Below are 22,722 nucleotides of genomic sequence, written 5' to 3'. Positions count from 1 at the left end.
TATCCGGCATGGGCGGTGCGGTTGAGAACAGTTCGATCGGCCCGCAATGGACGGCGGATCGCCGCAGTGGGGCGCTGGATCGCCATGCAGCGGAACTGGCCCGAAACGGCTGCCCGATGATGCGGGTCGATCTGGTGGCACAATAGCACAATAAGGGGAACTGGTTTATGAGACCGAAGCGCTACCCGTTGCAGGAAGTTCTGGATGAATTCGGACCGCCGCAGGGCGATGGCCCGATCAGCCAGGCCGAGGCCGAACGTTACCGGGGCCGGATCCCGGATGCCATGATCGAGTTCTGGCTGAACCACGGACGCGGCAGCTGGCGCAATGGGCTTTACTGGTTGTGTGATCCTGAACAGTTGAGGCCGGTCATGGAAACCCTGTTCAAGGACGATCCCGAAATCCGTCCGGGCGAAGTGATCCCCTATCTGCGGGATGCATTCGGATATATCAAGGCCTGGCATCCCAGGTTGAAACTTGTCTCCATCGCGACGAATCTCGCTGAAGTATCCAATACCGATATCACGGTGCAGGTCATCAACGGTGAACGGCCGTTCGATGACGATCTGGCCGTAGCCGGTCCTGTTTACAGGGCTGTCGCCCGGGATGACAGCTGGGCCAATGCGGTGGACGGCACGCCGGTGTTTGACGCGGTTCTGGCGCGGCTTGGGCCAATCCGCGAGGATCAGGTCTATGTCATGACCCCGCATTTCCTTTTGGGCGGCGATGGCGTCGCCGAAGATTTCTCGATCGGCGGGCTGGTCGAATATCTGGGCTTCCTGATCCAGACCCAACCCTTCACACGGACACGCTACATTTCCCCCGACGAGGGCGGACGCAAACCATTTGGTCAGCTCGAGCCGGTTCGGACAATCGGCCATGACCGGCTGATCGAGTGAAGCCGAAGCCCCTCACCGGAAACCTGGCGGAAAGCGCATAAGACGCAGCGAGTTTCGCAGGAAGTCGCAAACAGGGTGTTTGTCGCTGTGGCGGGGATGGGTGGAGTTGATTAATAGCCCCGCTGGGGATTGCGGTGCGTATATTTGCGGAAAATTTCTCGACAGGTGTAGCGGGTATTGAATTGAATATTATTTTAAATTGTTCACGGTTCTTGTTGTGGTTGATAGATTGATGCGAAAATGCGACGCCGTCGCGGTCATGCGCAGCCCCGGCATGATCTCGGGCGGGGCGGGGGCTCGCAAGGGCTGAAAAATTACGCCAGAGAGCAATAGTGTAATGGTTGCCCTTTGGTGCGGGTTAGTCTTGAGATTTACGTCGATCCCGCGCCCAAAAGGGAATAAAGGTGCCTGAATGCAGGAAGATGAGCATTTTAACTAGTTAGTCGCAAAGCAAGCGGCACCGTCTTATCCGAACTATCCGACGGGAGGGCAACTTATCCGCTGGCGTACCTCTTGTCGGGTTTTCTTCTGAGCTACTGGACTGAGCAAGGTAGAGGGTCGTTCAGCGGTGGTTAGGATTGAGTTTTAGATCTCGGCCAGTTGCGTCTGGTTATGGCGGCGGTTTCACTAACGGTCTTAGCTATAAAGTGAATGACCTGATTCCATTCGCCTACAATGCCGTGGCATGGTCGCCGTGTTCCTGGGTGGGTGCATGGCCGTGACGATTAGCCTGTTTTGGGGGCGGTAGTTTGACGCTGCTCGGGCCGAGGGCGGTATTTACAATTTGTCGCGCCAGAAATGGCATCAGGAAAGGGTCGAAGGATGGGCGCAGCTAATTTGGATTGTAAGCTCTACAGGCGGGTGCTGACTCTGAAACAGATCCACAAGTTCCTGTATGTAATTGGAGGATGAATTTATCTCATTTGGGGGGCGTAAAAAAGAGGATTTTTGAAGGCTTCCCTGCTGCTTGATCCAGAAATGGAAAGCAAACGGAAACCAGATGCAGAAGGGCTTCTTTCGCAGGATTGGATAGAGTGGGCGACGTAGACGGTCGCCTGCCGTGCATGTCGCAACATCATGTTCCACGACATACCGAGCCCGTCCCGAGACGCCCTCTACACCTGCGGCGAGGCCGGGCCGGGCACAGGTTCGGTGCTGTGCTACTGGAATGGTCAGGCCCCAGAGGAACTCAACTTGCCCGTCGAAGAAGCCGCCCTGACCCGCATCTATGTCGAAAATCGTAAAAGCGTCTGGATCTGTGGCCGCGTAGGGGGCTGCTGCAAGGCAGTCAAGCGCACTTCGGCTTGCCTCTGCAACGGCCGCTTCGTTTCCTGTGGCGCTTGACCAGGGGCGTCGCGCCGGCGGGATCAGGGGGCCGCGACGCATGGGCCAGCCTGCTGATCTTTCCGCCCCGGCGCTGCGCGGTGCCGCGGGCGTCCTAAACCGAAACCGAGGCCGGGTTGCGCAGGGTCCGGGTCGGCTGGCCGTTGGCTGTCAGCCCCCTTTGGCGGGAAGGATCCCGAGCGGCACAGTGATGGCGCGGTGGCAAATGTCATGCACCGCCTTGTCTGTGTCCCGCGTCCCGCAGGGGCTTTGGTGCTCCCCGAGGCGTGGCAAGTCGTCGAATCGTTACTTGGCCATTCGACCCCCAAGGCCGTTCAACGGGATGGCTGATCGAGCGGCTGCAACCTCTTGCAGTATGGTGGCCTGCCTCTGCCTGGCAAGGCATATATGATTGAAATCATATGAATACCTGATGGGCTTTCGTTCGGGTCATCAGAACGGACCGGGTATTCGGGATGCAGCCCCCTGGCGCCAAGGCAGGCGAAAACAGACCCGCCGCCGGAAAGAGGATCAGCTTTGCGACCCTCAACGGGCAGGCCGATGCAGGCCGGACATCGGCCGGCATCGGCGCGGGTCTTGGAACTTTCTGGCCGAGTGCCTAGGATATGCTGAGTTCGCCGAGGCCATCATGCAGCATACCGCGCCCCGCCATGGATCCCTTGAAAAGGGCGCGACGGCCAAAGAGCCGCAGCGCAGCCAGACCCTTGTGCGCGGGCTTCAGATCATCGACGCCGTGGCCGATGGGCCGGCGACAATCGCGGATATCGCCAGCGCGACGCGGCTGACCTATTCGACGGTCCACCGGCTGGTGTCGGTCCTGGTCGAGCGCCGTTACCTCAAGCTGACCGACATGCGCAGCGTCGCGCTTGGGCCGCGCCTGATCGAGCTGGGCTTTGCCGCCCATTCCCGCATCGACCTGGTCCGCCATGCCCGGCCCTGGCTTGAGGAACTGTCGGGCAAGACCGGGGACACGGTCCATCTGGCGCGGATGGAAAACGGCGAGGTCAGCTATCTCGACAAGCTGCGCGGCAACCGCGCGGTCGAGATTTCATCGCGCGTGGGCGGACGCAAGCCGGTGGTCTCGACGGGGGTGGGCAAGGCGCTGATCCTCGACTGGGGGAAGGCACGGCTTGCCGAGCTGTATCGCAGCGACCATCACCTGATGAACTACCCCGTGCCCGAAAGCCTGTGGCTTGAACGGCAAGAGCAATATCAAAAGGGCGATTTCACCTTTGATCTGGGCGAAGACGAGGCGTCGATCCGCTGCGTGGCGGCCCCCCTGCGCGACGCGACCGGACAGATCATTGCGGCGATCTCGGTTTCCTCGACCATCGAACACATGAGCGAGCAGCGGATGCAGGATCTGATCGAGGTCGTGAAATCCGCCGCGCTGCAAATTTCCACGGGCCTGGGCTACAGGCCGGGAAAATAGGGCAGGCCGCGTGGCTCGCCCCGTTGTTCAAATCACCTTGCCGGGGTTCAGGATCCCCTTGGGATCCAGCAGCCCTTTCATGTGGCGCAGCAGATCCAGCTCTGCGTCGCTGCGGGAATAGGACAGCCAGGGCTTTTTGTGCAGCCCGATCCCGTGTTCCGCTGAAACCGATCCGCCATAGCTGCGGATCAGGTCATAGACGGTGCTTTCGATGCCGTGGCCGGTCGGATCCACGGTCTCGATCGGGCCGGCTACCAGATGGATGTTGCCGTCGCCGGCGTGACCAAAGAACATGAATTGCAGGGCCGGAAAGCGATCCTTCAGGGCGGCGCGGATGTCATCGACGCAATCTCCGATCCGGGCCAGGGGGACCGAGACATCGAAATTGATCGTGGTCGCCCAATGCGGCAGGATTTCGGCCACCCCGTCGCGCAGCGCCCAGAAATCATCGACCTCGCGCTGCGACATGGCGATGGCGGCATCCTGGATCAGCCCGGCCTCGAATGCCTGTTCCATCATGGCCTGAAAGTCGTCGCGTTCCCGGTCGGGATCCGCGCCCTGCATCTCGATCAGCGCATAGACCGGATGCCCCCTGGTCACGGGCGGCCGGCGGCCGGTCACCGCTAGGACGGCGTCATAGTAGTCGGCCCACATCAGTTCGAACGCCGTCACCCGCCCGGACAGCGTCTTTTGTGCATGGGCCAGCAATCCCGCAGCCTCGGCAAAGCCTGAAATCGCCACCAGGGCGGCATTGGCGCCTGCAACGCGGGGATGCAGCCGCAGGACCGCCCGCGTGATGATCCCCATCGTGCCTTCGGATCCGATGAACAGATGCTTGAGATCCAGTGCCGCGTTGTTCTTGGGCATCCGGTTCATCATCGGCAGCACGGTTCCGTCAGCCAGCACGACCTCCAGCCCCAGAACAAGTTCGCGCGCCATGCCATAGCGGATAACCCGGTTTCCACCGGCATTGGTGGCGATATTTCCGCCGATCTGCGCCGATCCCCGCGCGCCAAGATCAAGCTGCAAGCTGCGTCCGGCGGCCTCGGCAGCCTCTTGCAAGACCTGAAGAACGCAACCGGCCTGCACCACCATCAACCCCGAGGCCGCGTCGATTTCTTCGATGCGGTTCATCGCTGCCAGCGACAGAAGCACCGCCCCCTCGCTGGGCACGGCGCCCCCGGCAAGCCCCGTCCGTCCGCCCTGCGGCACGACCGGCACGCCCGCGTCATGGCAGATGCGCAGGACGGCAGATACCTGATTCGTATTTTCCGGGGTTGCGAGGGCCAGCGGCATTCCGCCGCGTTCGGCGCTCCAATCGCGCAGGCAGGCATCGGGAATCGCCGGCGCGGTTTTCAGCCCGTCCTTACCGAGGGCTGCGACAAGTCTTTCAATAACAATACGCTTGTGGCTTTGCGGCATCGTTCCAGTCCCACCCGTTGATGGCGTCTGCTCACATGATTTCTCATATATTGCAAACGCGTTGTAGAAGTTGACATTTATGCGAAGTTTCGGCATTGCCGATGGCAAGAGACGCTGCGGGCGCGGAGGAGCCGGGCATTTGCGATGTCTCGCAACAAGGGTTTCGGGACGGCGGAAGGGAACCGCACCCCGATCAGGGAGAACAACATGTCGCTTCATACTTCTCGGATTGCCCCGGCATTCCTGTCCGCCGCACTGGTCTGCGCGATCACCGCCGCCCCCGCCCTGGCCGAGCCCGAGGTGCTGTTCCGTGCAGCCCATGCGTCGGCCACCACCTCGACCGGCCACAAGGCGCTGGAATTGCTGGACAAGGAATTGCGCGAAAAGACCGAGGGTCGGGTGGGGCTGGAAATCTTCCCCTCGGCGCAGCTTGGCGGCGAACGCGAGGCGGTCGAGAATATCCAGTTCGGCAATATCGACCTGACCTTTGTGTCATCGGCCCCGGTTGCGGCATTCTCGCCTGCGTTCTTTGCCTTTGACATCCCGTTCCTGTTCGACAACCGCCAGCAAGCCTATGAGGTGCTGGACGGAGAGATCGGCAAGGAAATCCTGGCGGGCCTGGACAGCTCGGGCATCGTCGGGCTGGGCTATTGGGAAAACGGCTTTCGCCAGCTGACCACCGCCAGCAAGGAAGTGCATTCGCCCGAGGATCTGGCGGGCGTCAAGATGCGCACCATGGAAAACGAGGTTCATATCGCGACCTGGCGCGAAATCGGTGCAAATCCTGCGCCGCTGGCCTTCAACGAGCTGTTCACCGCGTTGCAGCAGGGCACCTTTGATGCGCAGGAAGGGCCGATCAACCTGTTCTACGACATGAAGTTCAACGAAGTTCAGAACTATATCGTCAAGACCAACCACATCTATTCGCCCTGGCCGCTGCTTGCCAGCCCCGAAAAACTGTCGGCGCTGTCGGATGAGGACCGGGCAATCTTCGATCAGGCCGTGATCAACGCCACCGCCTATCAGCGTCAACTGGCCGCCGAGGCCGATGATACCGCCGAAGCCGCCATGACCACCGTGACCTTTGTCGAGCTGGAGCCGGCGCAGAAAGAAGCCTTTGCCGCCAAGGTCGCACCCATTGTCGATCTGGTCCGCCAGAAGGCGGGTGCCGAGCTGGTCGACCGCCTGCTGGCAGCCACCGGCAAGAACTGATGCTTCAAGGCTCCGGTCCTGCCGGAGCCTTTCTTCTGCCGCCCGGCGGGGCCAGGGACATCGGGACACAACATGATCAAGCTCATCAACGAGCATTTCGAGGAGGCGATCATCGTCCTTCTCATGGCGGCGATGTCGCTTCTGATCGGACTGCAAATCTTCATGCGCTATGTCATGGGGGCGTCGCTGTCGTGGTCCGAGGAACTGGCGCGCTATCTGTTCATCTGGGCGACCTATCTGGGCATCGCCTATGGCGTGCAAAAGGGCGCGCATATCCGGGTCACCATGGTGACCGACCTGCTGTCGCAGCACAGCCAGGTTGCGGTGCGGATCCTGACCCATCTCATCTTTGGCGCCTTCGCGCTTTATGTGATGTATCAAGGCTGGTTCATGGTCGAAAAGACCTTTCGCTTTGGCCAGAAATCGGCCTCGCTGGGGATTCCCATGGGCTATGTCTATCTGGCGCCGCTGACAGGCTTCAGCCTGACCGTGCTGCGGTTGATCCAGCGCATCTTCCTTGATTTGCGGACCATGCGCGCAGAGGGCCGGGCATGATCTCATTCATCCTTTTCGGCCTGCTGGCCGTCCTGCTGCTGCTGTCGGTCCCCATCGCCATCTCTCTGGGCATCGCCTCGACGGTGGCGCTGCTCGTTTCGGGCAAGGTCTCGGGGTCGTATGTCCCGCAGGGGCTTGTCACCTCGATCGACAGCTTCCCGTTGATGGCCGTGCCGTTCTTCATTCTCGCCGGCGACCTGATGGGCCAGGGCGGGCTGTCCAAGCGCCTGGTCGACGTGGGCCGGATGTTCTTTGGCCGCTATACCGGCGGGCTTGCGATCATTGCGGTCGTGACCTGCATGTTCTTTGCGGCGATCTCGGGTTCGGGTCCGGCGACTGTGGCAGCCGTGGGCACCATCCTGCTGCCGGCCATGGTCAAGGACGGCTATCGCCCGGGCAGTTCGGCCGGCCTTGTGGCCAGTGCCGGCTCGCTGGGGGTCATCATCCCGCCGTCGATCCCCATGGTGATCTATGCGACCTCGGCCAACGTCTCGGTGTCAAAGATGTTCATGGCCGGGGCGATCCCCGGCCTGATGATCGGTGCGGCGCTGATCCTCTATGCGTGGTATGACGCCCGCCGCCAGGGCCTGACACCCTCGGACGAGCGGCTGAGCGGACGCCAGAAACTGGCGATCCTGAACGAGGCAAAATGGGCGCTGCTGGTCCCGGTCATCATTCTGGGCGGCATCTATGGCGGCATCTTCACCCCGACCGAGGCCGCTGCCGTCGGCGTCATCTACGGCTTCGTCGTCGGCGCCTTTGTCTATCGCGAGATCTCGGTCGCCTCGCTTTATCGCATCATCGCAGGCTCGGCGCTGACCTCGGCCACGATCATGCTGATCGTCGGCACCGCCACCATCTTTGGCCGCGCGCTGGCCATCGAAGGGGTGCCGATGGCGCTGTCGAATGCCATCACCTCGACCATCGACCAGGCATGGCTGCTGCTGCTGGCGGTCAACGTGATCCTGCTGATCGTCGGCACATTCATGGAAACGATTGCCGCGATCATCATCCTGACGCCGATCCTGCTGCCGCTGGCCACGGCCCTTGGCATCAGCGCCGAACATTTCGGCATCGTCATGATCGTCAACCTTGCCATCGGCATGGTCACGCCGCCGGTGGGGGTGAACCTGTTCGTCGCCTCGCGGATCTCGGGTCATCCGCTTGAATCCGTGGTCAAGGGGGCGGTCGGCCCGCTGGTGGTCATGATCCTGCTGCTGCTGCTGATCACCTATGTCCCCGCGCTGTCGCTGGGCCTGCCCGCATTGTTCGGAATGTAATGAAAGGGAAACGCCAATGAGCAGGAAACTCAGGGCTGTCATCATCGGTCCGGGCAATATCGGCACCGATCTGCTGATGAAGATGAAGCGGTCCGACTGGATCGAGCCGGTCTGGATGGTAGGGATCGACCCCACGTCCGAGGGGCTGAAGCGCGCCGAAGCCATGGGTATCAAGACCTGCGCGACGGGCGTGGACGGAGTTCTGGACCATGTGCTGGCCGACGACATCCGCGTCGCCTTTGACGCGACATCGGCCTATGTCCACGCCGAGAATTCCAGAAAGCTGAACGATCTGGGCGTGATCATGATCGACCTGACGCCCGCTGCCATCGGGCCGTTCTGCGTCCCGCCCGTCAACCTTGCGCAACACGCGCGCGAGGTAGAGATGAACGTGAACATGGTCACCTGCGGCGGCCAGGCCACCATCCCGATGGTCGCCGCCGTCAGTCAGGTCCAGCCGGTCGCCTACGGTGAAATCGTCGCCTCGGTTTCGTCGAAATCGGTCGGTCCGGGCACCCGCCAGAACATCGACGAATTCACCCGCACCACGGCCAACGCCATCGAGGCGGTGGGCGGCGCGAAACAAGGCAAGGCGATCATCATCGTCAACCCGGCCGAGCCGCCGCTGCTGATGCGCGACACCGTCCACGTCCTGACCGAGGACGAACCCGATCAGGACAAGATCACCGCCAGCGTTCATGCGATGCTGGAGCAGGTGCAGAAATACGTCCCCGGCTACAAGCTGGTGAACGGGCCGGTCTTTGACGGAAACCGGGTCTCGATCTTTCTCGAGGTCGAGGGGCTGGGGGATTTCCTGCCGAAATACGCGGGCAACCTGGACATCATGACGGCGGCCGCACTGCGGACGGCCGAGCTGTTCGCGCAAGAGGCGGACAAGGGTAATTTCGTGCTGCCGGCGCGAAGCTGAAGGATGGCTGACATGTCGAATATCAAAGGCCGCAAGGTCACCTTGCACGAGATGAGCCTGCGCGACGGGATGCACCCGGTCCGCCACCAGATGTCGCTGGACCAGATGGTGGCAGTGGCGACGGCCGCCGACGATGCGGGCGTTCCCTGGATCGAGGTCAGCCACGGCGACGGGATCGGCGGGTCGTCGGTCAACTATGGCTTCGCCGCCCACAGCGACATGGATTATCTGCGCGCCGTGGTGCCGCAGATGAAACAGGCCCGGATCTCGGCCCTGCTGCTGCCGGGGATCGGCACCGTGGATACGCTGAAAGAGGCGATGGATTGCGGCATCTCGGGCGTGCGGGTCGCCACCCACTGCACCGAGGCCGACTGCGCCGAGCAGCACATCACCTATGCGGCCAAGACCGGGCTTGATACCGTGGGCTTCCTGATGATGGCCCATCGCGCCGAACCGGCCCAGCTGGTCGAACAGGCGCTGCTGATGGAAAGCTACGGCGCACGGACGGTCTATTGCACCGATTCCGCCGGCTATCTGCTGCCCGACGGCGTGACCGCCCGGATCTCGGCCATGCGCGAGGCGTTGCAGCCGGAAACCGAGCTTGGCTTTCACGGCCACCACAACCTGGGCATGGGCATCGCGAACTCGGTGGCTGCGGTTGCTGCCGGTGCGAACCGCATCGACGGCGCGCTGGCGGGTCTTGGCGCGGGTGCGGGAAATGCCGCGACCGAACAGCTTGTCGCCGTTTTCAACCGCATGGGCGTCGAGACGGGGATCGACCTGTTCAAGGTTCTGGATGCCGCCGAGGATCTGGTGGTGCCGATGATGGAGCGCCCGATCCGCGTTGACCGCAGCTCGCTGATCCTGGGCTATGCGGGGGTCTATTCTTCCTTCCTGCTGTTCGCCGAGCGTGCGGAAAAGCGTTACGGCATTCCCGCTCGCGATCTGCTGTTGGAAATGGGCAAGCGCGGCATGGTCGGCGGGCAGGAAGACATGATCGAGGATCTGGCGCTTACATGGTCCAGGGCTGCCTCGCAGTAGCCCCTTGGCATCACCTTGCCGTTGCGGCGGCCGGGTCCGTGCGGATCTTTTGGTCGGGGCCGGCCGGGTTCTTTCGTCATGTATCGCCAGGCCTCGCGGAAAGCCGGGGGTCTTGCGGCATCGCTGGCTAATCCCTGTCGGTGGGCCAACCGCCACGGCCAAGCCTGGCTGCCCCTGACCGGCCCGCCCGCCTGTTTCAGCCGGCGCTGGGCGGTGGCCGGGATCAAGGGGCCAGAAATCCGTGGCTGTGCAGCAGGGCGGCCACCTCTGGGCCCTGCAATTCGTCAAGCAGCCGGCGAGCGGGCGCGTTGGGCCCGCATCGCACGCAGGCACAGATTTCGGTCAGGGGTGCCAGCTCCAGCGGCAGCGGCAGGATCCGTGTTCCGGGAAGGGCCTTCGCGATCCGGTCGGCCGTGGTCGCATAGACGATCAGCATGTCGGCGCGGCCTTTGGACAGCGCCGCAAGCGCCGGGCTGCGGGGCGGCCCGTCCGGGACCGGCAGCACGGCGCCGTAAAGGCCGGTGCAGCGGTCGCGCAGGTCGCGCCAGCGCCCCGGATCGGTCGCGACCAGCCGGTCGAGAAAGGCCGCGGCATAATCGCCGCCGGGATCCGCGCGGGGCGTCGACATGCCGATGCGCCAGCGCGGGTCGGCCAGCAGCGCCAGCGCATCCCCCGCGGGTGCATCCAGTCCGGGACGGGCTGCCAGCACCATGCGGTTCCGGGCGATGATGCGGTGCGGACCGAACAGGCCCGACCGATGCAGCGCTTGCGGCCCCTCAGGGCTGGCCGAGACGAAGACATCGACCGGCAGACCCTCTTGAATCGCCTTGGTCAGCAGGCCGGCGGGACCATGGTGAATGTCAACGCTATCCCGGGTCCGCACGGCAAAGCCATGGGCGAAACCCGTCAGTGCCCCGGCCAGGCTGCCCGCCACGGCAAAAGTGATTTTCGGCATTCCCATCCTGCCCTGCTTCGCGCGATATGCTTAACTGGATATATCGAATCGCCTGTGCATGACAGGCCGGAGGGACATCGATGACATGTTTTGATCGCCGGATGGCGTCGCGGCTTACGCTTGGCCTGGGCTTGTCGCTGGTCTTGGGGGGGCTTTCGCCCGCGCTTGCCGACCGCACCGTCACGGACCAGATCGGGCGCGAGGTGACCATTCCCGACACCGTCGGGCGTGCCGTCGTGCTTCAGCACCAGACGCTGAACATCGCCGTGCAGCTTGATGCGCAAGGCCAGATCGTCGGCGTGCTGGACGAATGGCAAAAGCAGCTCGGCCCCGGTTTCGCGCGGCTGGCGCCGGGCATCGAGGATCTCGGCACGCCCGGCGGCCTGACCAGCGTGAACATCGAGGAACTGCTGGCGCTGGATCCCGATGTGGTCTTCGTCACCAATTACGCCCCGGCCGAGATGCGCGAGCAGATCGAATCCGTCGGTCTGCCGGTGGTGGTGATCTCGCTTCTTGAGGTGTCGCCCGACGAGGCGGTCAAGCAAAGCCCCGTGGTCGGCGGTGACGAGGCCGCGGCCTATGACGCCGGCTTTCGCAACGGCGTGCGGCTGATCGCCGAGGTCTTCGGCAAGGCGGAGGCCGGCGAGGAACTGATTGCGGCCGCCACCGAGTCGCGGGCGCTGGTCGCCGAACGGCTTGCCGACGTGTCCGATGGGGATCGCGTTCGCGCCTATATGGCGAACCCGGACCTGACCACCTATGGCACCGGCAAATATACCGGGCTGATGATGGCCCATGCGGGGGCAAGGAACGTCGCGGCACAGTCCATCCAAGGCTACAAGCAGGTCACGATGGAGGAAATCCTGGGCTGGAACCCGCAGGTCATCTTTGTGCAGGACCGCTATCCGCAGGTGGTGGACGAGATCAGGTCCGGCGCGGCCTGGCAGCCCATCGACGCGGTCGCGGCAGGCCGGGTCTGGCTGATGCCGGAATACGCCAAGGCCTGGGGCTATCCGATGCCCGAGGCCATGGCCCTGGGCGAGCTTTGGATGGCCAAGGCGCTTTATCCCGAACGCTTCGAGGATATCGACATGGATGCCCGCGCCGACGACTATTACCGCCGCTTCTACCGCGCGCCCTATCAGCCGTGACCGTTGTGCTGTCCGTCGCAGCCTCGCGGCGCGAAACCCGGGTATTATGGGCGATGGCGGCAGTGCTGGCCGCCATCGCCATCGCTTCGCTCGGCGTCGGGCGGATCGACATTCCGCCGGGGCGGGTGATGCGGATCCTGCTGTCGCCCTGGCTTGCGCCGGCCGAGCCGGTGACGCCCCTGGAATGGAGCGTGGTCGTCGTGGTCCGCCTGCCGCGTGTCGTCATGGCCGTGCTGGCCGGGGCGGGGCTGGCGCTGGCGGGGGCCTCGCTGCAAGGGCTGTTTCGCAATCCGCTGGTCGGCCCGCAGGTGGTGGGCGTCTCGTCTGGCGCGGCCTTTGGCGGGACGCTGGCGATCCTGCTGGGGTGGCAGCATCTGGGGCTGGTGGGCGCCGCCTTTGCCTTTGGGCTGTCGGCGCTGGTGCTGGTCTGGCTGTTCGCCTCGGTCGTGTCGCGCAGCAATATCCTGGTGCTGGTGCTTGCAGGGGTCGTGGTTTCGGGCTTTTTCGGGGCGCTGGTCAGCCTGGTGCAGTTCACCGCCGACAGCCACGACAAGCTGCCGGTGATCGTGTTCTGGCTGCTGGGCAGCTTTGCCACCGCCGATGTGGACAAGGTCATGCTGCTGGCAGGGCCGCTGCTGCCCTGCGCGGCAGGGCTGCTGGCGCTGCGCTGGCGGATCAATATCCTGTCGATGGGCGACGAGGATGCCCGCGCCCTGGGGCTGCCGGTCGCGGGGCTGCGCTGGCTGCTGCTGGCGCTGACCGCGATGATCGTTTCGGCGCAGGTGGCGGTGTCCGGCATCGTCGGCTGGGTCGGGCTGGTGGTGCCGCATCTGGCGCGGATGCTGGTCGGCCCCGATCACCGGGTGCTGCTGCCGGCCTCGGCGCTGCTCGGCGGCTCGTTCCTGCTGCTGGTGGACGATGTCGCGCGCAGCATGAGCGCGTCGGAAATCCCGCTGGGCATCCTGACCGCGCTGATCGGCACACCGATGTTCGCCGTGCTGCTGTGGCGGACGCGGGAAAGGCGGATGGATGGCTGAGCCGCTGATCCGCGCCGAAGGGGCCGCGCATTCCTGGGACGGCACCCGCTGGCAGTTCCGCGACCTGGATTTCGCGGTCGCGGCGGGCCAGGTCACCGCAGTGCTGGGCGCCAATGGCTGCGGCAAATCCACGCTGCTGCGGGTCGCGACCGGGCTGCGTGCACCGACCCGGGGACGGATCGCGGTTGCCGGCACCGCGGCGCTGGTGCCGCAGGATTTCTCTCGCGCTTTTCCCTATCGCGTGATCGACATGGTGCTGATGGGCCGCGCCCGCCATATCGGGTTGCTGCGGATGCCGGGCAACAGCGATCGCAAGGCGGCGATGGAGGCGCTGGCGGTCATCGGCCTTGCCGACAAGGCGGCCGAGCGTTTCGACGCCTTGTCCGGCGGGCAGCGCCAGATGGTGCTGATCGCGCGCGCCATCGCGGCCGAACCTGCGGCGCTGTTTCTGGACGAGCCTGCCTCGGCGCTGGATCTTGGCAACCAGGACCGGGTGCTGCGCCTCGTGCGGATGCTGGCCGACCGCGGGCTGGCGGTGGTCATGACCACGCATCAGCCCAACCACGCGCTCGCCGTAGCGGACACGGCGCTGCTGATGCTGCCAGAGGGGGCGGTTTTCGGACCCGCTGGCGAAACGCTGACCGAGGCGAGGGTCGAGAATCTCTATGGCTTGCCGGTAAAGATCCTGAAGGTGCAGGCCGGGGACCGCGGGTTCCGCTCGGTGGTGCCGCTCTATGCAGCAGGGCGGCAGCTTTCTGCGCGGCCCTGTTGCGATGACTGAGATCGGCGCAGGGGGCGTCCAGATCTTTCAGGCGCCCGCGGGCCAAGCGGTCCCACCCCTGCTCAAAGCCCGGCGAGGGCGGGGCATTCCGCCTTGACGCGGTGTCTTGCAGGGGGTGCGGGTCTTGCTGCCTGCGGGGCGGCATGATCGACCCGCGGGGGCGGGTCATCACCGCATGACAGGCCCCGCAGCGACTGCGGGGCGCCGTCACGTCGTTTTCGACCTTATGCCGGCAGCCGGATGTCGCCCGGGGTTTCCGGCAGATACGCCCCCTCGCGCGAGCGTTTGAGCAGGTCGGATAGCGGCACTCCTTCCTTCAGCGCGGCGATCAGCCTGGGCGGGTCCACCTCGACCCCGATCGGCTCGCGCGCAAATTCCGGCGAGGTCTGCATCCAATGGGCCGAATGGATCCAGTTGCCGAAATTGTCGCTTTGCAGCTCGACCGAATTGCCGTCCGGATCGACATAATAGAACGACATGGTCAGCCCGTGGTCCAGGCAGATATGGGGCAGGATGCCGACCTCGGCCAGCCGCTCGTAATTGTCCAAAAGCGCCTGAAGCGTGCCGAATTCAAAGGCCGTGTGGTGGATGCCGCTATGGGCGACCTTGTCGGGGTCGTCCTTGATGCCCGGCGTGGTCAGAAAGGCGATGCGGTGGTTTGCGGTGTCGTTGGTGGTCCAGGCGGCGCCCTCAAAGGCAAAGTTCGGCGTGCAGCCGACCACGGCCTCATACCAGTCGATCATCTCCTGCAACCGCGTCGTCTTGAAGGTCACATGGTGCAGAACGGGTTTCTGCGCGATGGGTCTGGGTTTGATCATGACTTTCTCCTCGTAAGTCTGGGTTGTCGTTGTCCGGCTCATGCTGCCTTAGCCTAAAGATCGGTCAAGGTTCCCTCGTATGCCTCGGCGGTAAAGCCAAGGGTTTCGGACAGGGTCGGGTGCGGGTGGATGGTCAGTGCCAGATCGGCGGCATCGGCGGCCATCTCGATGGCCAGCACTGCCTCGGCCAGCAGCTCGCCCGCGTTGGGGCCGGTGATGGCCGCGCCCAGCACCCGGCCGGTGTCGGGGTCGAACAGCATCTTGGTCAGCCCCTCGCCGCGGCCCATCGACAGCGCCCGCCCCGAGGCCGCCCAGGGGAAGCGTTCGATGCGGATCCTGCGGCCCTCGGCGCTGGCCTGCGCCTCGGTCAGCCCGGCCCAGGCGATCTCGGGGTCGGTATAGGCGACCGAGGGGATCGCCACGGGATCAAAACCCGCCTTGTGGCCGCAGGCGGTCTCGGCCGCCACCTTGGCCTCGTGCGTGGCCTTGTGCGCCAGCATCGGCTGGCCCACCACGTCGCCGATGGCGTAGATATGCGGCTGGCCGGTGCGCATCTGCGCGTCGACCGGAATGAAGCCCTGGTCGGTGACGGTCACGCCCGCAGCCTCGGCCCCCAGCCGGTCGCCGTTCGGGCGGCGGCCCACCGCGACCAGGATGGCATCGTAATCGGCCTGCCAGTTGCCGGCCTTGCCCTCGAAGCTGACGGTCAGCGCCTTCCCCGCCGCGACGGCGGTCACGCTGGTGCCAAGATGCACGGCGTCATAGCGGGCCGAAATACGGGCCGTCAGCGGCTTGACGACATCCTTGTCGGCGCCGGGGATGATCTGATCCAGCCGCTCGACGATGGTGATGCGCGAGCCGAGCGCGTGATAGATCTGCGCCATTTCCAGCCCGATGATGCCGCCGCCCAGCACCAGCAGCCGCGGCGGCACCTGCGCAAGGTCCAGCGCGCCGGTGCTGTCGATGATGCGCGGATCGTCCGGCAGGAACGGCAGCCGCACCGGGCTTGATCCCGCGGCAATGATCGCCTGGTCAAAGCGGATGCGGCGCGGGCCGTCGGGGGTTGTCACCTCGACCTCGTGCGGGCCGGTAAAGCGGGCGGTGCCTTGCAGCGTCGCAACCTTGCGCCGCCGTGCAAGACCGGCCAGCCCGCCGGTCAGCTTGCCCACCACGCTGTTTTTCCAGCCGCGCACCGCATCCAGGTCGATCCGCGGGGCGCCAAAGCTGACGCCATGGGCCGCGCCCCCGGCGGCATCGTCGATCAGCTTGGCGACATGCAGCAGCGCCTTGGAGGGGATGCAGCCGACATTCAGGCAAACCCCGCCAAGCGTGGGGCGGGCGTCGACCAGCATCACCTTGCGGCCCAGATCGGCGGCGCGAAAGGCGGCGGTATAGCCGCCCGGCCCGGCGCCGATCACCAGCAGCTCGGCGTGATCGCCCGATGCCTCGGCCGGCGCTGCGGGGGCCGGCGCCGCCGGCGTGCCGGCTTGGACTTGGGCCCCGGTCTCGACCCGCATCACCCTGGTGCCGGCGCTGACCCGGTCGCCCTCGGCCACCAGCAGTTCGGCGACAGTTCCCGCAAAGGGCGCTGGAATGTCCATCGTCGCCTTGTCGCTTTCCAGCATCAGGATGGTCTGCTCGGCCACGATGGTCTCGCCCGGTTTCACGCTGATCTCGACGATGGCGACGTCCTTGAAGTCGCCGATATCGGGGATGGAGACGTCCTTGATCATCGCGCGCACCTCACAGGCTGATCCGGCGGAAATCGCCCAGCACATCCTTGAGGAACCCAAGGAAGCGCGCCGCCGCGACGCCATCGACGGCGCGGTGGTCCCAGGACAGCGACAGCGGCTGGATCAGGCGCGGCTGGAACGCCTGCCCGTCCCAGACCGGCTTGATTGCGGATCGGGTCATGCCCAGGATCGCGACCTCGGGGGCGTTGATGATCGGAGTGAAATTCGTCCCCCCCACACCGCCCAGAGACGAGATGGTAAAGGTCGCCCCCTGCATGTCGGCGGGCTTCAGCCGCCCGGCGCGGGCATCGGCGGCCAGTTCGGCCATCTCGGCGGCGATCTCGCGCAGCCCCTTGCGGTCGGCGTCCTTGACCACGGGCACGACCAGCCCTTCGGGCGTGTCGGCGGCGACGCCGATGTTCCAGTATTTCTTCAGCACCATATGCTCGCCATCCAGCGAGGAATTGAATGCCGGATAGACCTTGAGCGCCGCCACCGCCGCCTTGACCACAAAAGGCAGGATCGACAGTTTCGGCGCGTCCTTGTCGGCATTGGCGGCTTGGCGAAAGGATTCCAGCTCGGTCACGTCGGCTTCGTCAAAGTTGGTGACATGCGGGATCACGACGGCGTTGCGCGCCAGCGACGGCCCCGAGATGCGGACGATCCGCGACAGCGGCTTGCGCTCGATCTCGCCGAATTTGGCGAAATCGACCCGGGGCCAGTCGGGCAGGCCAAGGCCGATGCCCCCGCCGGCGGCGGGCGCCTGCAACGCGGCCTTGACAAAGCCCTGCACATCCTCGCGCGTGATGCGGCCCTTGGGTCCGCTGCCCGCGATGCGCGCCAGATCGACGCCCAGCTCGCGCGCAAGCTTGCGGATCGAGGGCGAGGCATGGGGCGGCAGGCCATCCGCCGGCGCCGGCACAGTGGCGGGTGACGCGGCCGTGGGCGGCGGGGGCGCAGCCGCGGGCAGCGCAGTCGCCGCGGGGGCGGCCGCAGGCTGGGCGGCGGGCTGGGCGGCGGTCGTGTCCTGCCCGGTCGCGTCGCTCTTGGCGGTCTCGATCTCGGCCAGCAGCGTGCCGTGACTGACCTTGTCGCCCATGCCGACATGCAGCGCCGTGATGCGGCCGGCGAGTTCGGCGGGCACGTCCAGCGTCGCCTTGTCGGATTCGACCACCAGGATGGTGTCACCCGCAGCGATCACGTCGCCGACCGACACCGGGATCTCGACCACCGGCACATCGCGGAAATCGCCCAGATCGGGGACCGTGATCTTAACGATATTGCTCATCTCGACCCCCTCTTTCACACGGTCCACGGCGCGGGCGCGCCGGGATCGGCGCCCAGCTCGGCCAGCGCGCCCACCAGCACGGCGCGGCCCAGATGCCCGTCGTGGACCAGCGCCTCGATGGCGGCCAGCGCGATATTCGCGGCGTCCACTTCGAAAAAGGCGCGCAGGGCGGTGCGGGTGTCGCTGCGACCGAAGCCGTCGGTGCCCAGCGCTATGAGCCGCGCGTCCAGATAGGGCGCAATCATCTGCGGCAGGGCGCGGACATAATCGGTGGCGGCGACCACCGGCATCTTTCCGGCCAGCAGAAGCGCGGCGTGGGAAACCTGCGGCGGCTCGGCTGCGGTCAGACGGTTGCGGCGTTCGACCTCGCGCGCGTCGCGGGCCAGTTCGGTAAAGCTGGTGGCGCTGTAGACGTCGCTGGCGATGCCGAAGCGGCCGGCCAGCAGGTCGGCGGCCGCGATCACCTGTTGCAGGATCGTGCCCGAACCCAGCAGCCGCACCCGGATTTGCGACGCCCCATCGCCGCGGCTGTCCAGCTTGTAGAGTCCCTTGACGATATCCGTCTCGGTGCCCGGTTGCAGCGACGGCTGGGCGTAATTTTCGTTCATCACCGTGATATAATAGAACTCGTCCGCCTGGTCATGCATCATCCGACGCATGCCGTGATCCATGATGACGGCCAGTTCGCCCGCAAAGGCCGGGTCATAGGCGCGGCAGTTCGGGATGGTCGAGGCGATCAGCTGGCTGGTGCCGTCCTGGTGCTGCAAGCCCTCGCCCGACAGCGTCGTGCGCCCCGCCGTCGCCCCCAGCAGGAAACCACGCGCCCGCTGGTCGGCCGCCGCCCAGATCAGATCGCCGATGCGCTGAAAGCCGAACATCGAGTAATAGATGTAGAAAGGCAGCGTGGGCGTGCCATGCACGCTGTAGGACGTGGCGGCCGCCGCCCAGCTGGAAATCGCGCCGGCCTCGGTGATGCCTTCCTCAAGCAGCTGGCCGTCCTTGGCCTCTCGGTAGAACATCATCGAACTGGCGTCTTCGGGCTCGTAAAGCTGGCCCTTGGGGGAATAGATGCCGACCTGCCGGAACAGGTTGTCCATGCCAAAGGTGCGCGCCTCGTCGGCGACGATGGGCACGATGCGCGGGCCGAAGCTCTTGTCCTTGAGCAGCCCGCCCATCATGCGCACGGCGGCCATGGTGGTGGACATTTCCTTGCCGTCGGCGGCCAGGGCGAATTTGGCGTAGCTGTCGGGGGCGGGAACCGTGATCCCGGTAGTGCTGCCGGGCGCGCGTTCCGGCATCGAGCCGCCCAGCGCCGCGCGCCGTTCGCGCAGATAGGTCATCTCGGGGCTGTCCTCGGCCGGGCGATAGAATTTCAGTGCTTCGAGATCGGCCTCGGACAGCGGCAGCTTGAAGCGGTCGCGAAAGGCGACCAGCGCCTCCATGTCCAGCTTTTTCGACTGATGCGCGGTCATGCGGCTTTCGCCGGCATTGCCCATGCCGTAGCCCTTCTTGGTCTTGGCAAGGATCACGGTCGGCCGGCCCTTGTGCGCCTTGGCGGCGGCAAAGGCGGCGTGCAGCTTGCGGAAATCATGGCCGCCGCGCCTCAGGGCGTGGATCTCGGCGTCGGTCATATGGGCGACCAGATCGCGGGTGGCCGGATCGGCGTCGAAGAACTTGGCGCGGTTGTAGTCGCCGTCCTTGCTGCCCAGATCCTGATACTGGCCGTCCACCGTTTCGGCAAAGCGGCGCAGCAGCACCAGATCCTTGTCGCGGGCGAACAGCCCGTCCCATTCGCTGCCCCACAGCACCTTGATGACGTTCCAGCCGGCGCCGATGAACAGGCTTTCCAGTTCCTGGATGATCTGGCCGTTGCCGCGCACCGGCCCGTCCAGCCGTTGCAGGTTGCAGTTCACGATGAAGGTCAGGTTGTCGAGATTCTCGCGCGCCGCCAGCGTCAGCCCGGCGATGGATTCGGGTTCGTCCATCTCTCCGTCGCCGAACACGCCCCAGACATGGCGCCCGGCGGTGTCGGCCAGCCCGCGCCCTTCCAGATAGCGCATGTAGCGCGCCTGATAGACGGCGCTGATCGGCCCCAGCCCCATCGAGCCGGTGGGGAACTGCCAGAAATCCGGCATCAGCCACGGATGCGGATAGGAACAAAGCCCGTTGCCGCCGACCTCTTGGCGATAGTTGGCAAGCTGTTCTTCGCTCAGCCGGCCCTCAAGATAGGCGCGGGCATAGACGCCGGGCGCGGAATGGGGCTGGAAATAGACCAGGTCGCCGCCGAAATCCGCGGTCCGGGCGCGAAAGAAATGGTTAAAGCCGGTCTCGAAGATCTCGGCCGCGCTGGCATAGCTGGCGATATGGCCGCCCAATTCGCCATAGGCCTGGTTGGCGCGCACCACCATCGCCAGCGCGTTCCAGCGGATGATCGAGGTGATGCGTTCCTCCATCTCGAGATCGCCCGGATAGCTGCCCTGCTGCGCGACGGGGATGGTGTTGCGATAGGAGGAATAGGGCTGGCCGGTCAGAAAGACGCCGTGGCGGCGGGCGACATCATCGAGCTGGCGCAGCAGGAACTGCGCGCGCGCGCCGCCCGAACTGGTCGCGACCGCCGCCAGCGCCTCGATCCATTCCTGCGTTTCGACGGGATCGGGATCGGCGGGGCCGGCCCCTTGTGGATGAAACTGGGTCATGGTTGCTCGTCCTGTCCTTGATTTCCGAAAGACTAGGGCGGCCGGCGCCGAATATGTTGCCGAAGGCTGCGGCCGGGGCGAGAAATTCGGCTATATCTGCCGTTATTCTGGAAATACTCGGCATGACGTGCCTGTTTTCATGCCGATGCAGGGTTATATTGCCGGAGGCACGGCTGGTCCGGCGCATGGGCTAGACCGGCAGCGCCGTCTTGTATTTCACCTGCTTGAGCGCAAAGCTCGACCGGATGTTGGACACGCCCGGAATGGTCGTCAGCTCCTTGACGATGAACCGCTCCAGCGCCTGGATGTCGGGGACGATCACGCGCACCAGATAGTCGCTGTCGCCGGTCATCAGGTAACATTCCATCACTTCGGGGAATGCGTTCATCTTTTGCTCAAAGACTTGCAGCGCGCGCTCGACCTGCTTTTCCAGCGTGACGCGGATGAACACGTTGATCGACAGGTCCACCGATTCCGGGTCCAGCAATGCGACATAGCCGCGGATGAACCCGTCCTTTTCCAGCTGCTTTACCCGGCTGAGGCAGGGCGAGGGTGACAGGCCGACCCGTGCGGACAGTTCGACATTGGTCTGCTTGCTGTCCCTTTGCAGCTGATTGAGGATACGGCGGTCAGTAGCATCAAGCGGGCGGCGCGGCATAACAAGCTCCTGTTCATGAAATAAGGCATATGTTATGCTGATTTACTGGGCTTTATCGCTGTTATCCGCAAGAAATTTTCGCCCACCCGGCATAGGTTCCACCCGTGCAGCATGGCTGTATGCGCGTAGTCGCCCGGCGCGGCCGGTTGCGCCGCTTTACATCGGGACGTGACGCGACAGGCTTTCACGCGGCCAGACCAAGGAGAGATGAACCATGACCACCGGCGACCACGAGACCCTGCGCGAACTGGAAAGCAGACGCTGCGCCGCCCTGATGGACGCGGACGAGGCGACGCTGGCGGCCATGCTGACCGAGGATCTGGTCCATATCCACCTGAACGGCCATGTCGACGACAAGCCCGGCTATCTGGCCGGGTTCCGCGACAAATACGTCTTTCGCAACATCGAGCGCGGCGCCCTGACCATCCGCGTTTTCGGCGATGCGGCGGTGATGACCGGGCCACTGATCCAGACCATCGTGGTGCGCGACGGCGGTCAGGTCATCGACGTGCGTGCGATCACCACTCAGGTCTGGTCCCGCAGCAGCGACGGCTGGCGGCTGAACACCTGCCACAATGCCCCCGTGGCCGCATAAACATCATCACAGCAGAGGTTTTCCCATGCCATTGGCAGCTTATTCCACCACGGGCGAGATCCGCCTGGGCAAGGTTTTCGGCGACCACCTGATCGACATCGCCGCCATCGACCCGGCGTTTCCCGGAACGATCAAGGCGTTCCTTGAGGCCGGGGAATCCGCGCGGGCGGCCTTTGACCGCATCACGAAAGCCGACGGCACGCCGATCCCGCTGCGCGACGTGACCCTGCACGCGCCGATCCCGGACCCCGAGAAATATCTGGCCATCGGGCTGAACTACGCCGACCACGGGGCCGAGGCCGGCAAGCTGGGCATGGCGACGCCCGAATATCAGATCTGGTTCAACAAGCAGGTCTCTTGCATCACCGGACCCTATAGCGATGTCGTGGCGCCCAGGGTCTCGGACAAGGTGGATTACGAGGGCGAGCTGGCCGTGGTCATCGGCAAGACCTGCCGCAACGTGCCGGCGGACAGGGCGCGCGAGGTGATCGGCGGCTATATGGTGGCGAATGACGTGTCGGCCCGCGACTGGCAGTTCCGCACCACCACGATCACGCTTGGCAAATCCTTTGACACGCATGGTCCCACCGGCCCATGGCTGACGCTGGATCACGAGATCGCGGATCCGCACGCCCTGAACCTGCGCACTCATGTAAATGGCGAGGAACGCCAGCACGGCTCGACCGCCGAGCTGATCCACGACATCTACGAACAGATCGCCTATCTGTCGCAGGTCATGACGCTCAAGCCCGGCGACATCCTGGCCACGGGAACCCCTGCCGGCGTCGGCGTGGCGCGCGATCCGCAGGTCTTTTTGCAACCCGGCGACGTGGTCCGGGTCGAGATCGACGGGCTGGGGCATATCGAAAACACCATCACCGCCGAAGGCTGACCCAA

Annotated in this window: 21 protein-coding genes; 14 read left to right on the top strand and 7 right to left on the bottom strand. The window is 64.8% G+C overall.

The genetic code is table 11. From position 1 onward, the window contains the following. The first annotated feature begins 8 nt into the window (after positions 1–8). The 4 genes from BLW83_RS16090 (at position 9) to BLW83_RS10475 (ending at position 3,675) form a co-directional block, all read left to right on the top strand. A complete protein-coding gene (locus BLW83_RS16090; protein ID WP_425433949.1) occupies positions 9–146 on the top strand; it encodes a polymorphic toxin type 15 domain-containing protein in 138 nt (45 codons plus the stop codon). Positions 147–167: 21 nt separating this feature from the next. Then, positions 168–899: a GAD-like domain-containing protein gene (locus BLW83_RS10480; RefSeq protein WP_090848136.1), complete on the top strand. Its 732-nt coding sequence runs from the start codon at positions 168–170 to the stop codon at positions 897–899. Positions 900–1,976: 1,077 nt separating this feature from the next. Beyond that, positions 1,977–2,243 (top strand): hypothetical protein, encoded by a 267-nt coding sequence (locus tag BLW83_RS15835; protein WP_218139114.1) that lies wholly within the window; start codon positions 1,977–1,979, stop codon positions 2,241–2,243. 628 nt (positions 2,244–2,871) lie between these two features. Next, positions 2,872–3,675 carry an IclR family transcriptional regulator gene (locus BLW83_RS10475; protein WP_090848135.1) on the top strand — a complete coding sequence of 268 codons (804 nt, stop codon included), beginning with the start codon at positions 2,872–2,874 and terminating at the stop codon, positions 3,673–3,675. Between the two features lie 27 nt (positions 3,676–3,702). Here BLW83_RS10475 and BLW83_RS10470 read toward each other — a convergent pair whose 3' ends face one another. Beyond that, positions 3,703–5,097 carry an FAD-binding oxidoreductase gene (locus BLW83_RS10470; protein WP_177172547.1) on the bottom strand — a complete coding sequence of 465 codons (1,395 nt, stop codon included), beginning with the start codon at positions 5,095–5,097 and terminating at the stop codon, positions 3,703–3,705. A 207-nt stretch (positions 5,098–5,304) separates the two neighbouring features. On the opposite strand from BLW83_RS10470, the gene BLW83_RS10465 reads away from it, so the two are divergent. From BLW83_RS10465 to dmpG, 5 genes are all read left to right on the top strand, one after another. Further along, a complete protein-coding gene (locus BLW83_RS10465; RefSeq protein ID WP_090848194.1) occupies positions 5,305–6,309 on the top strand; it encodes a DctP family TRAP transporter solute-binding subunit in 1,005 nt (334 codons plus the stop codon). A gap of 72 nt (positions 6,310–6,381) precedes the next feature. Then, positions 6,382–6,864 carry a TRAP transporter small permease gene (locus BLW83_RS10460; RefSeq protein ID WP_090848133.1) on the top strand — a complete coding sequence of 161 codons (483 nt, stop codon included), beginning with the start codon at positions 6,382–6,384 and terminating at the stop codon, positions 6,862–6,864. After that, positions 6,861–8,144 carry a TRAP transporter large permease gene (locus BLW83_RS10455; protein WP_090848132.1) on the top strand — a complete coding sequence of 428 codons (1,284 nt, stop codon included), beginning with the start codon at positions 6,861–6,863 and terminating at the stop codon, positions 8,142–8,144. The genes BLW83_RS10460 and BLW83_RS10455 overlap by 4 nt, the downstream gene beginning before the upstream one ends. Before the next feature lie 16 nt (positions 8,145–8,160). Beyond that, entirely contained in the window at positions 8,161–9,072 is a 912-nt protein-coding gene (locus BLW83_RS10450) for an acetaldehyde dehydrogenase (acetylating) (protein WP_090848131.1), read from the top strand. Positions 9,073–9,084: 12 nt separating this feature from the next. Next, a complete protein-coding gene (gene dmpG / locus BLW83_RS10445; RefSeq protein ID WP_090848193.1) occupies positions 9,085–10,113 on the top strand; it encodes a 4-hydroxy-2-oxovalerate aldolase in 1,029 nt (342 codons plus the stop codon). A 223-nt stretch (positions 10,114–10,336) separates the two neighbouring features. Here dmpG and BLW83_RS10440 read toward each other — a convergent pair whose 3' ends face one another. Then, positions 10,337–11,068: a substrate-binding domain-containing protein gene (locus BLW83_RS10440; RefSeq protein ID WP_177172546.1), complete on the bottom strand. Its 732-nt coding sequence runs from the start codon at positions 11,066–11,068 to the stop codon at positions 10,337–10,339. Positions 11,069–11,169: 101 nt separating this feature from the next. Here BLW83_RS10440 and BLW83_RS10435 point away from each other — a divergent pair, with 101 nt between their 5' ends. The 3 genes from BLW83_RS10435 to BLW83_RS10425 are packed head-to-tail and all read left to right on the top strand — an operon-like array spanning position 11,170 to position 14,037. Beyond that, positions 11,170–12,219 (top strand): ABC transporter substrate-binding protein, encoded by a 1,050-nt coding sequence (locus BLW83_RS10435; RefSeq protein ID WP_090848129.1) that lies wholly within the window; start codon positions 11,170–11,172, stop codon positions 12,217–12,219. Continuing rightward, complete coding sequence (locus BLW83_RS10430) at positions 12,216–13,256, top strand: FecCD family ABC transporter permease (RefSeq protein WP_245728779.1); 1,041 nt, start codon at positions 12,216–12,218, stop codon at positions 13,254–13,256. The genes BLW83_RS10435 and BLW83_RS10430 overlap by 4 nt, the downstream gene beginning before the upstream one ends. Beyond that, positions 13,249–14,037, top strand: a complete 789-nt coding sequence (locus tag BLW83_RS10425) for an ABC transporter ATP-binding protein (protein WP_090848127.1) — start codon at positions 13,249–13,251, stop codon at positions 14,035–14,037. Before BLW83_RS10430 ends, BLW83_RS10425 begins: the two co-directional genes overlap by 8 nt. Before the next feature lie 224 nt (positions 14,038–14,261). Here BLW83_RS10425 and BLW83_RS10420 read toward each other — a convergent pair whose 3' ends face one another. The 5 genes from BLW83_RS10420 to BLW83_RS10400 form a co-directional block, all read right to left on the bottom strand. Further along, entirely contained in the window at positions 14,262–14,855 is a 594-nt protein-coding gene (locus BLW83_RS10420) for a VOC family protein (RefSeq protein ID WP_090848126.1), read from the bottom strand. A gap of 53 nt (positions 14,856–14,908) precedes the next feature. Further along, positions 14,909–16,588, bottom strand: a complete 1,680-nt coding sequence (gene lpdA / locus BLW83_RS10415) for a dihydrolipoyl dehydrogenase (RefSeq protein ID WP_090848192.1) — start codon at positions 16,586–16,588, stop codon at positions 14,909–14,911. Positions 16,589–16,598: 10 nt separating this feature from the next. Beyond that, positions 16,599–17,876, bottom strand: a complete 1,278-nt coding sequence (locus tag BLW83_RS10410) for a 2-oxo acid dehydrogenase subunit E2 (protein WP_090848125.1) — start codon at positions 17,874–17,876, stop codon at positions 16,599–16,601. A 14-nt stretch (positions 17,877–17,890) separates the two neighbouring features. Beyond that, positions 17,891–20,572 carry an alpha-ketoglutarate dehydrogenase gene (gene mdeB / locus BLW83_RS10405; RefSeq protein ID WP_090848124.1) on the bottom strand — a complete coding sequence of 894 codons (2,682 nt, stop codon included), beginning with the start codon at positions 20,570–20,572 and terminating at the stop codon, positions 17,891–17,893. 190 nt (positions 20,573–20,762) lie between these two features. Continuing rightward, positions 20,763–21,230 (bottom strand): Lrp/AsnC family transcriptional regulator, encoded by a 468-nt coding sequence (locus BLW83_RS10400; RefSeq protein ID WP_090848123.1) that lies wholly within the window; start codon positions 21,228–21,230, stop codon positions 20,763–20,765. Between the two features lie 214 nt (positions 21,231–21,444). Here BLW83_RS10400 and BLW83_RS10395 point away from each other — a divergent pair, with 214 nt between their 5' ends. Further along, complete coding sequence (locus BLW83_RS10395) at positions 21,445–21,825, top strand: nuclear transport factor 2 family protein (RefSeq protein WP_090848122.1); 381 nt, start codon at positions 21,445–21,447, stop codon at positions 21,823–21,825. 25 nt (positions 21,826–21,850) lie between these two features. After that, entirely contained in the window at positions 21,851–22,717 is an 867-nt protein-coding gene (locus BLW83_RS10390; protein WP_090848121.1) for a fumarylacetoacetate hydrolase family protein, read from the top strand. Positions 22,718–22,722 lie beyond the last annotated feature (5 nt).

The sequence above is a fragment of the Paracoccus alkenifer genome, from assembly GCF_900108405.1.
GTDB classification, from domain to species: Bacteria; Pseudomonadota; Alphaproteobacteria; order Rhodobacterales; family Rhodobacteraceae; genus Paracoccus; species Paracoccus alkenifer.
Note: the sequence above shows the minus strand (reverse complement) of the source record. Positions and strands in the feature narration are given on the sequence as shown.

What these genes read in the sequence shown, in the direction of transcription:
- BLW83_RS10410 (WP_090848125.1), bottom strand. Translation starts at nt 17,876, where the DNA reads ATGAGCAATATCGTTAAGATCACGGTCCCCGATCTGGGCGATTTCCGC.
- BLW83_RS10400 (WP_090848123.1), bottom strand. Translation starts at nt 21,230, where the DNA reads ATGCCGCGCCGCCCGCTTGATGCTACTGACCGCCGTATCCTCAATCAG.
- BLW83_RS10475 (WP_090848135.1), top strand. Translation starts at nt 2,872, where the DNA reads ATGCAGCATACCGCGCCCCGCCATGGATCCCTTGAAAAGGGCGCGACG.
- BLW83_RS10440 (WP_177172546.1), bottom strand. Translation starts at nt 11,068, where the DNA reads ATGCCGAAAATCACTTTTGCCGTGGCGGGCAGCCTGGCCGGGGCACTG.
- BLW83_RS10470 (WP_177172547.1), bottom strand. Translation starts at nt 5,097, where the DNA reads ATGCCGCAAAGCCACAAGCGTATTGTTATTGAAAGACTTGTCGCAGCC.
- BLW83_RS10480 (WP_090848136.1), top strand. Translation starts at nt 168, where the DNA reads ATGAGACCGAAGCGCTACCCGTTGCAGGAAGTTCTGGATGAATTCGGA.
- mdeB (WP_090848124.1), bottom strand. Translation starts at nt 20,572, where the DNA reads ATGACCCAGTTTCATCCACAAGGGGCCGGCCCCGCCGATCCCGATCCC.
- BLW83_RS10435 (WP_090848129.1), top strand. Translation starts at nt 11,170, where the DNA reads ATGGCGTCGCGGCTTACGCTTGGCCTGGGCTTGTCGCTGGTCTTGGGG.
- BLW83_RS10450 (WP_090848131.1), top strand. Translation starts at nt 8,161, where the DNA reads ATGAGCAGGAAACTCAGGGCTGTCATCATCGGTCCGGGCAATATCGGC.
- BLW83_RS10395 (WP_090848122.1), top strand. Translation starts at nt 21,445, where the DNA reads ATGACCACCGGCGACCACGAGACCCTGCGCGAACTGGAAAGCAGACGC.
- BLW83_RS16090 (WP_425433949.1), top strand. Translation starts at nt 9, where the DNA reads ATGGGCGGTGCGGTTGAGAACAGTTCGATCGGCCCGCAATGGACGGCG.
- BLW83_RS15835 (WP_218139114.1), top strand. Translation starts at nt 1,977, where the DNA reads ATGTTCCACGACATACCGAGCCCGTCCCGAGACGCCCTCTACACCTGC.
- dmpG (WP_090848193.1), top strand. Translation starts at nt 9,085, where the DNA reads ATGTCGAATATCAAAGGCCGCAAGGTCACCTTGCACGAGATGAGCCTG.
- BLW83_RS10425 (WP_090848127.1), top strand. Translation starts at nt 13,249, where the DNA reads ATGGCTGAGCCGCTGATCCGCGCCGAAGGGGCCGCGCATTCCTGGGAC.
- lpdA (WP_090848192.1), bottom strand. Translation starts at nt 16,588, where the DNA reads ATGATCAAGGACGTCTCCATCCCCGATATCGGCGACTTCAAGGACGTC.
- BLW83_RS10455 (WP_090848132.1), top strand. Translation starts at nt 6,861, where the DNA reads ATGATCTCATTCATCCTTTTCGGCCTGCTGGCCGTCCTGCTGCTGCTG.
- BLW83_RS10420 (WP_090848126.1), bottom strand. Translation starts at nt 14,855, where the DNA reads ATGATCAAACCCAGACCCATCGCGCAGAAACCCGTTCTGCACCATGTG.
- BLW83_RS10390 (WP_090848121.1), top strand. Translation starts at nt 21,851, where the DNA reads ATGCCATTGGCAGCTTATTCCACCACGGGCGAGATCCGCCTGGGCAAG.
- BLW83_RS10460 (WP_090848133.1), top strand. Translation starts at nt 6,382, where the DNA reads ATGATCAAGCTCATCAACGAGCATTTCGAGGAGGCGATCATCGTCCTT.
- BLW83_RS10465 (WP_090848194.1), top strand. Translation starts at nt 5,305, where the DNA reads ATGTCGCTTCATACTTCTCGGATTGCCCCGGCATTCCTGTCCGCCGCA.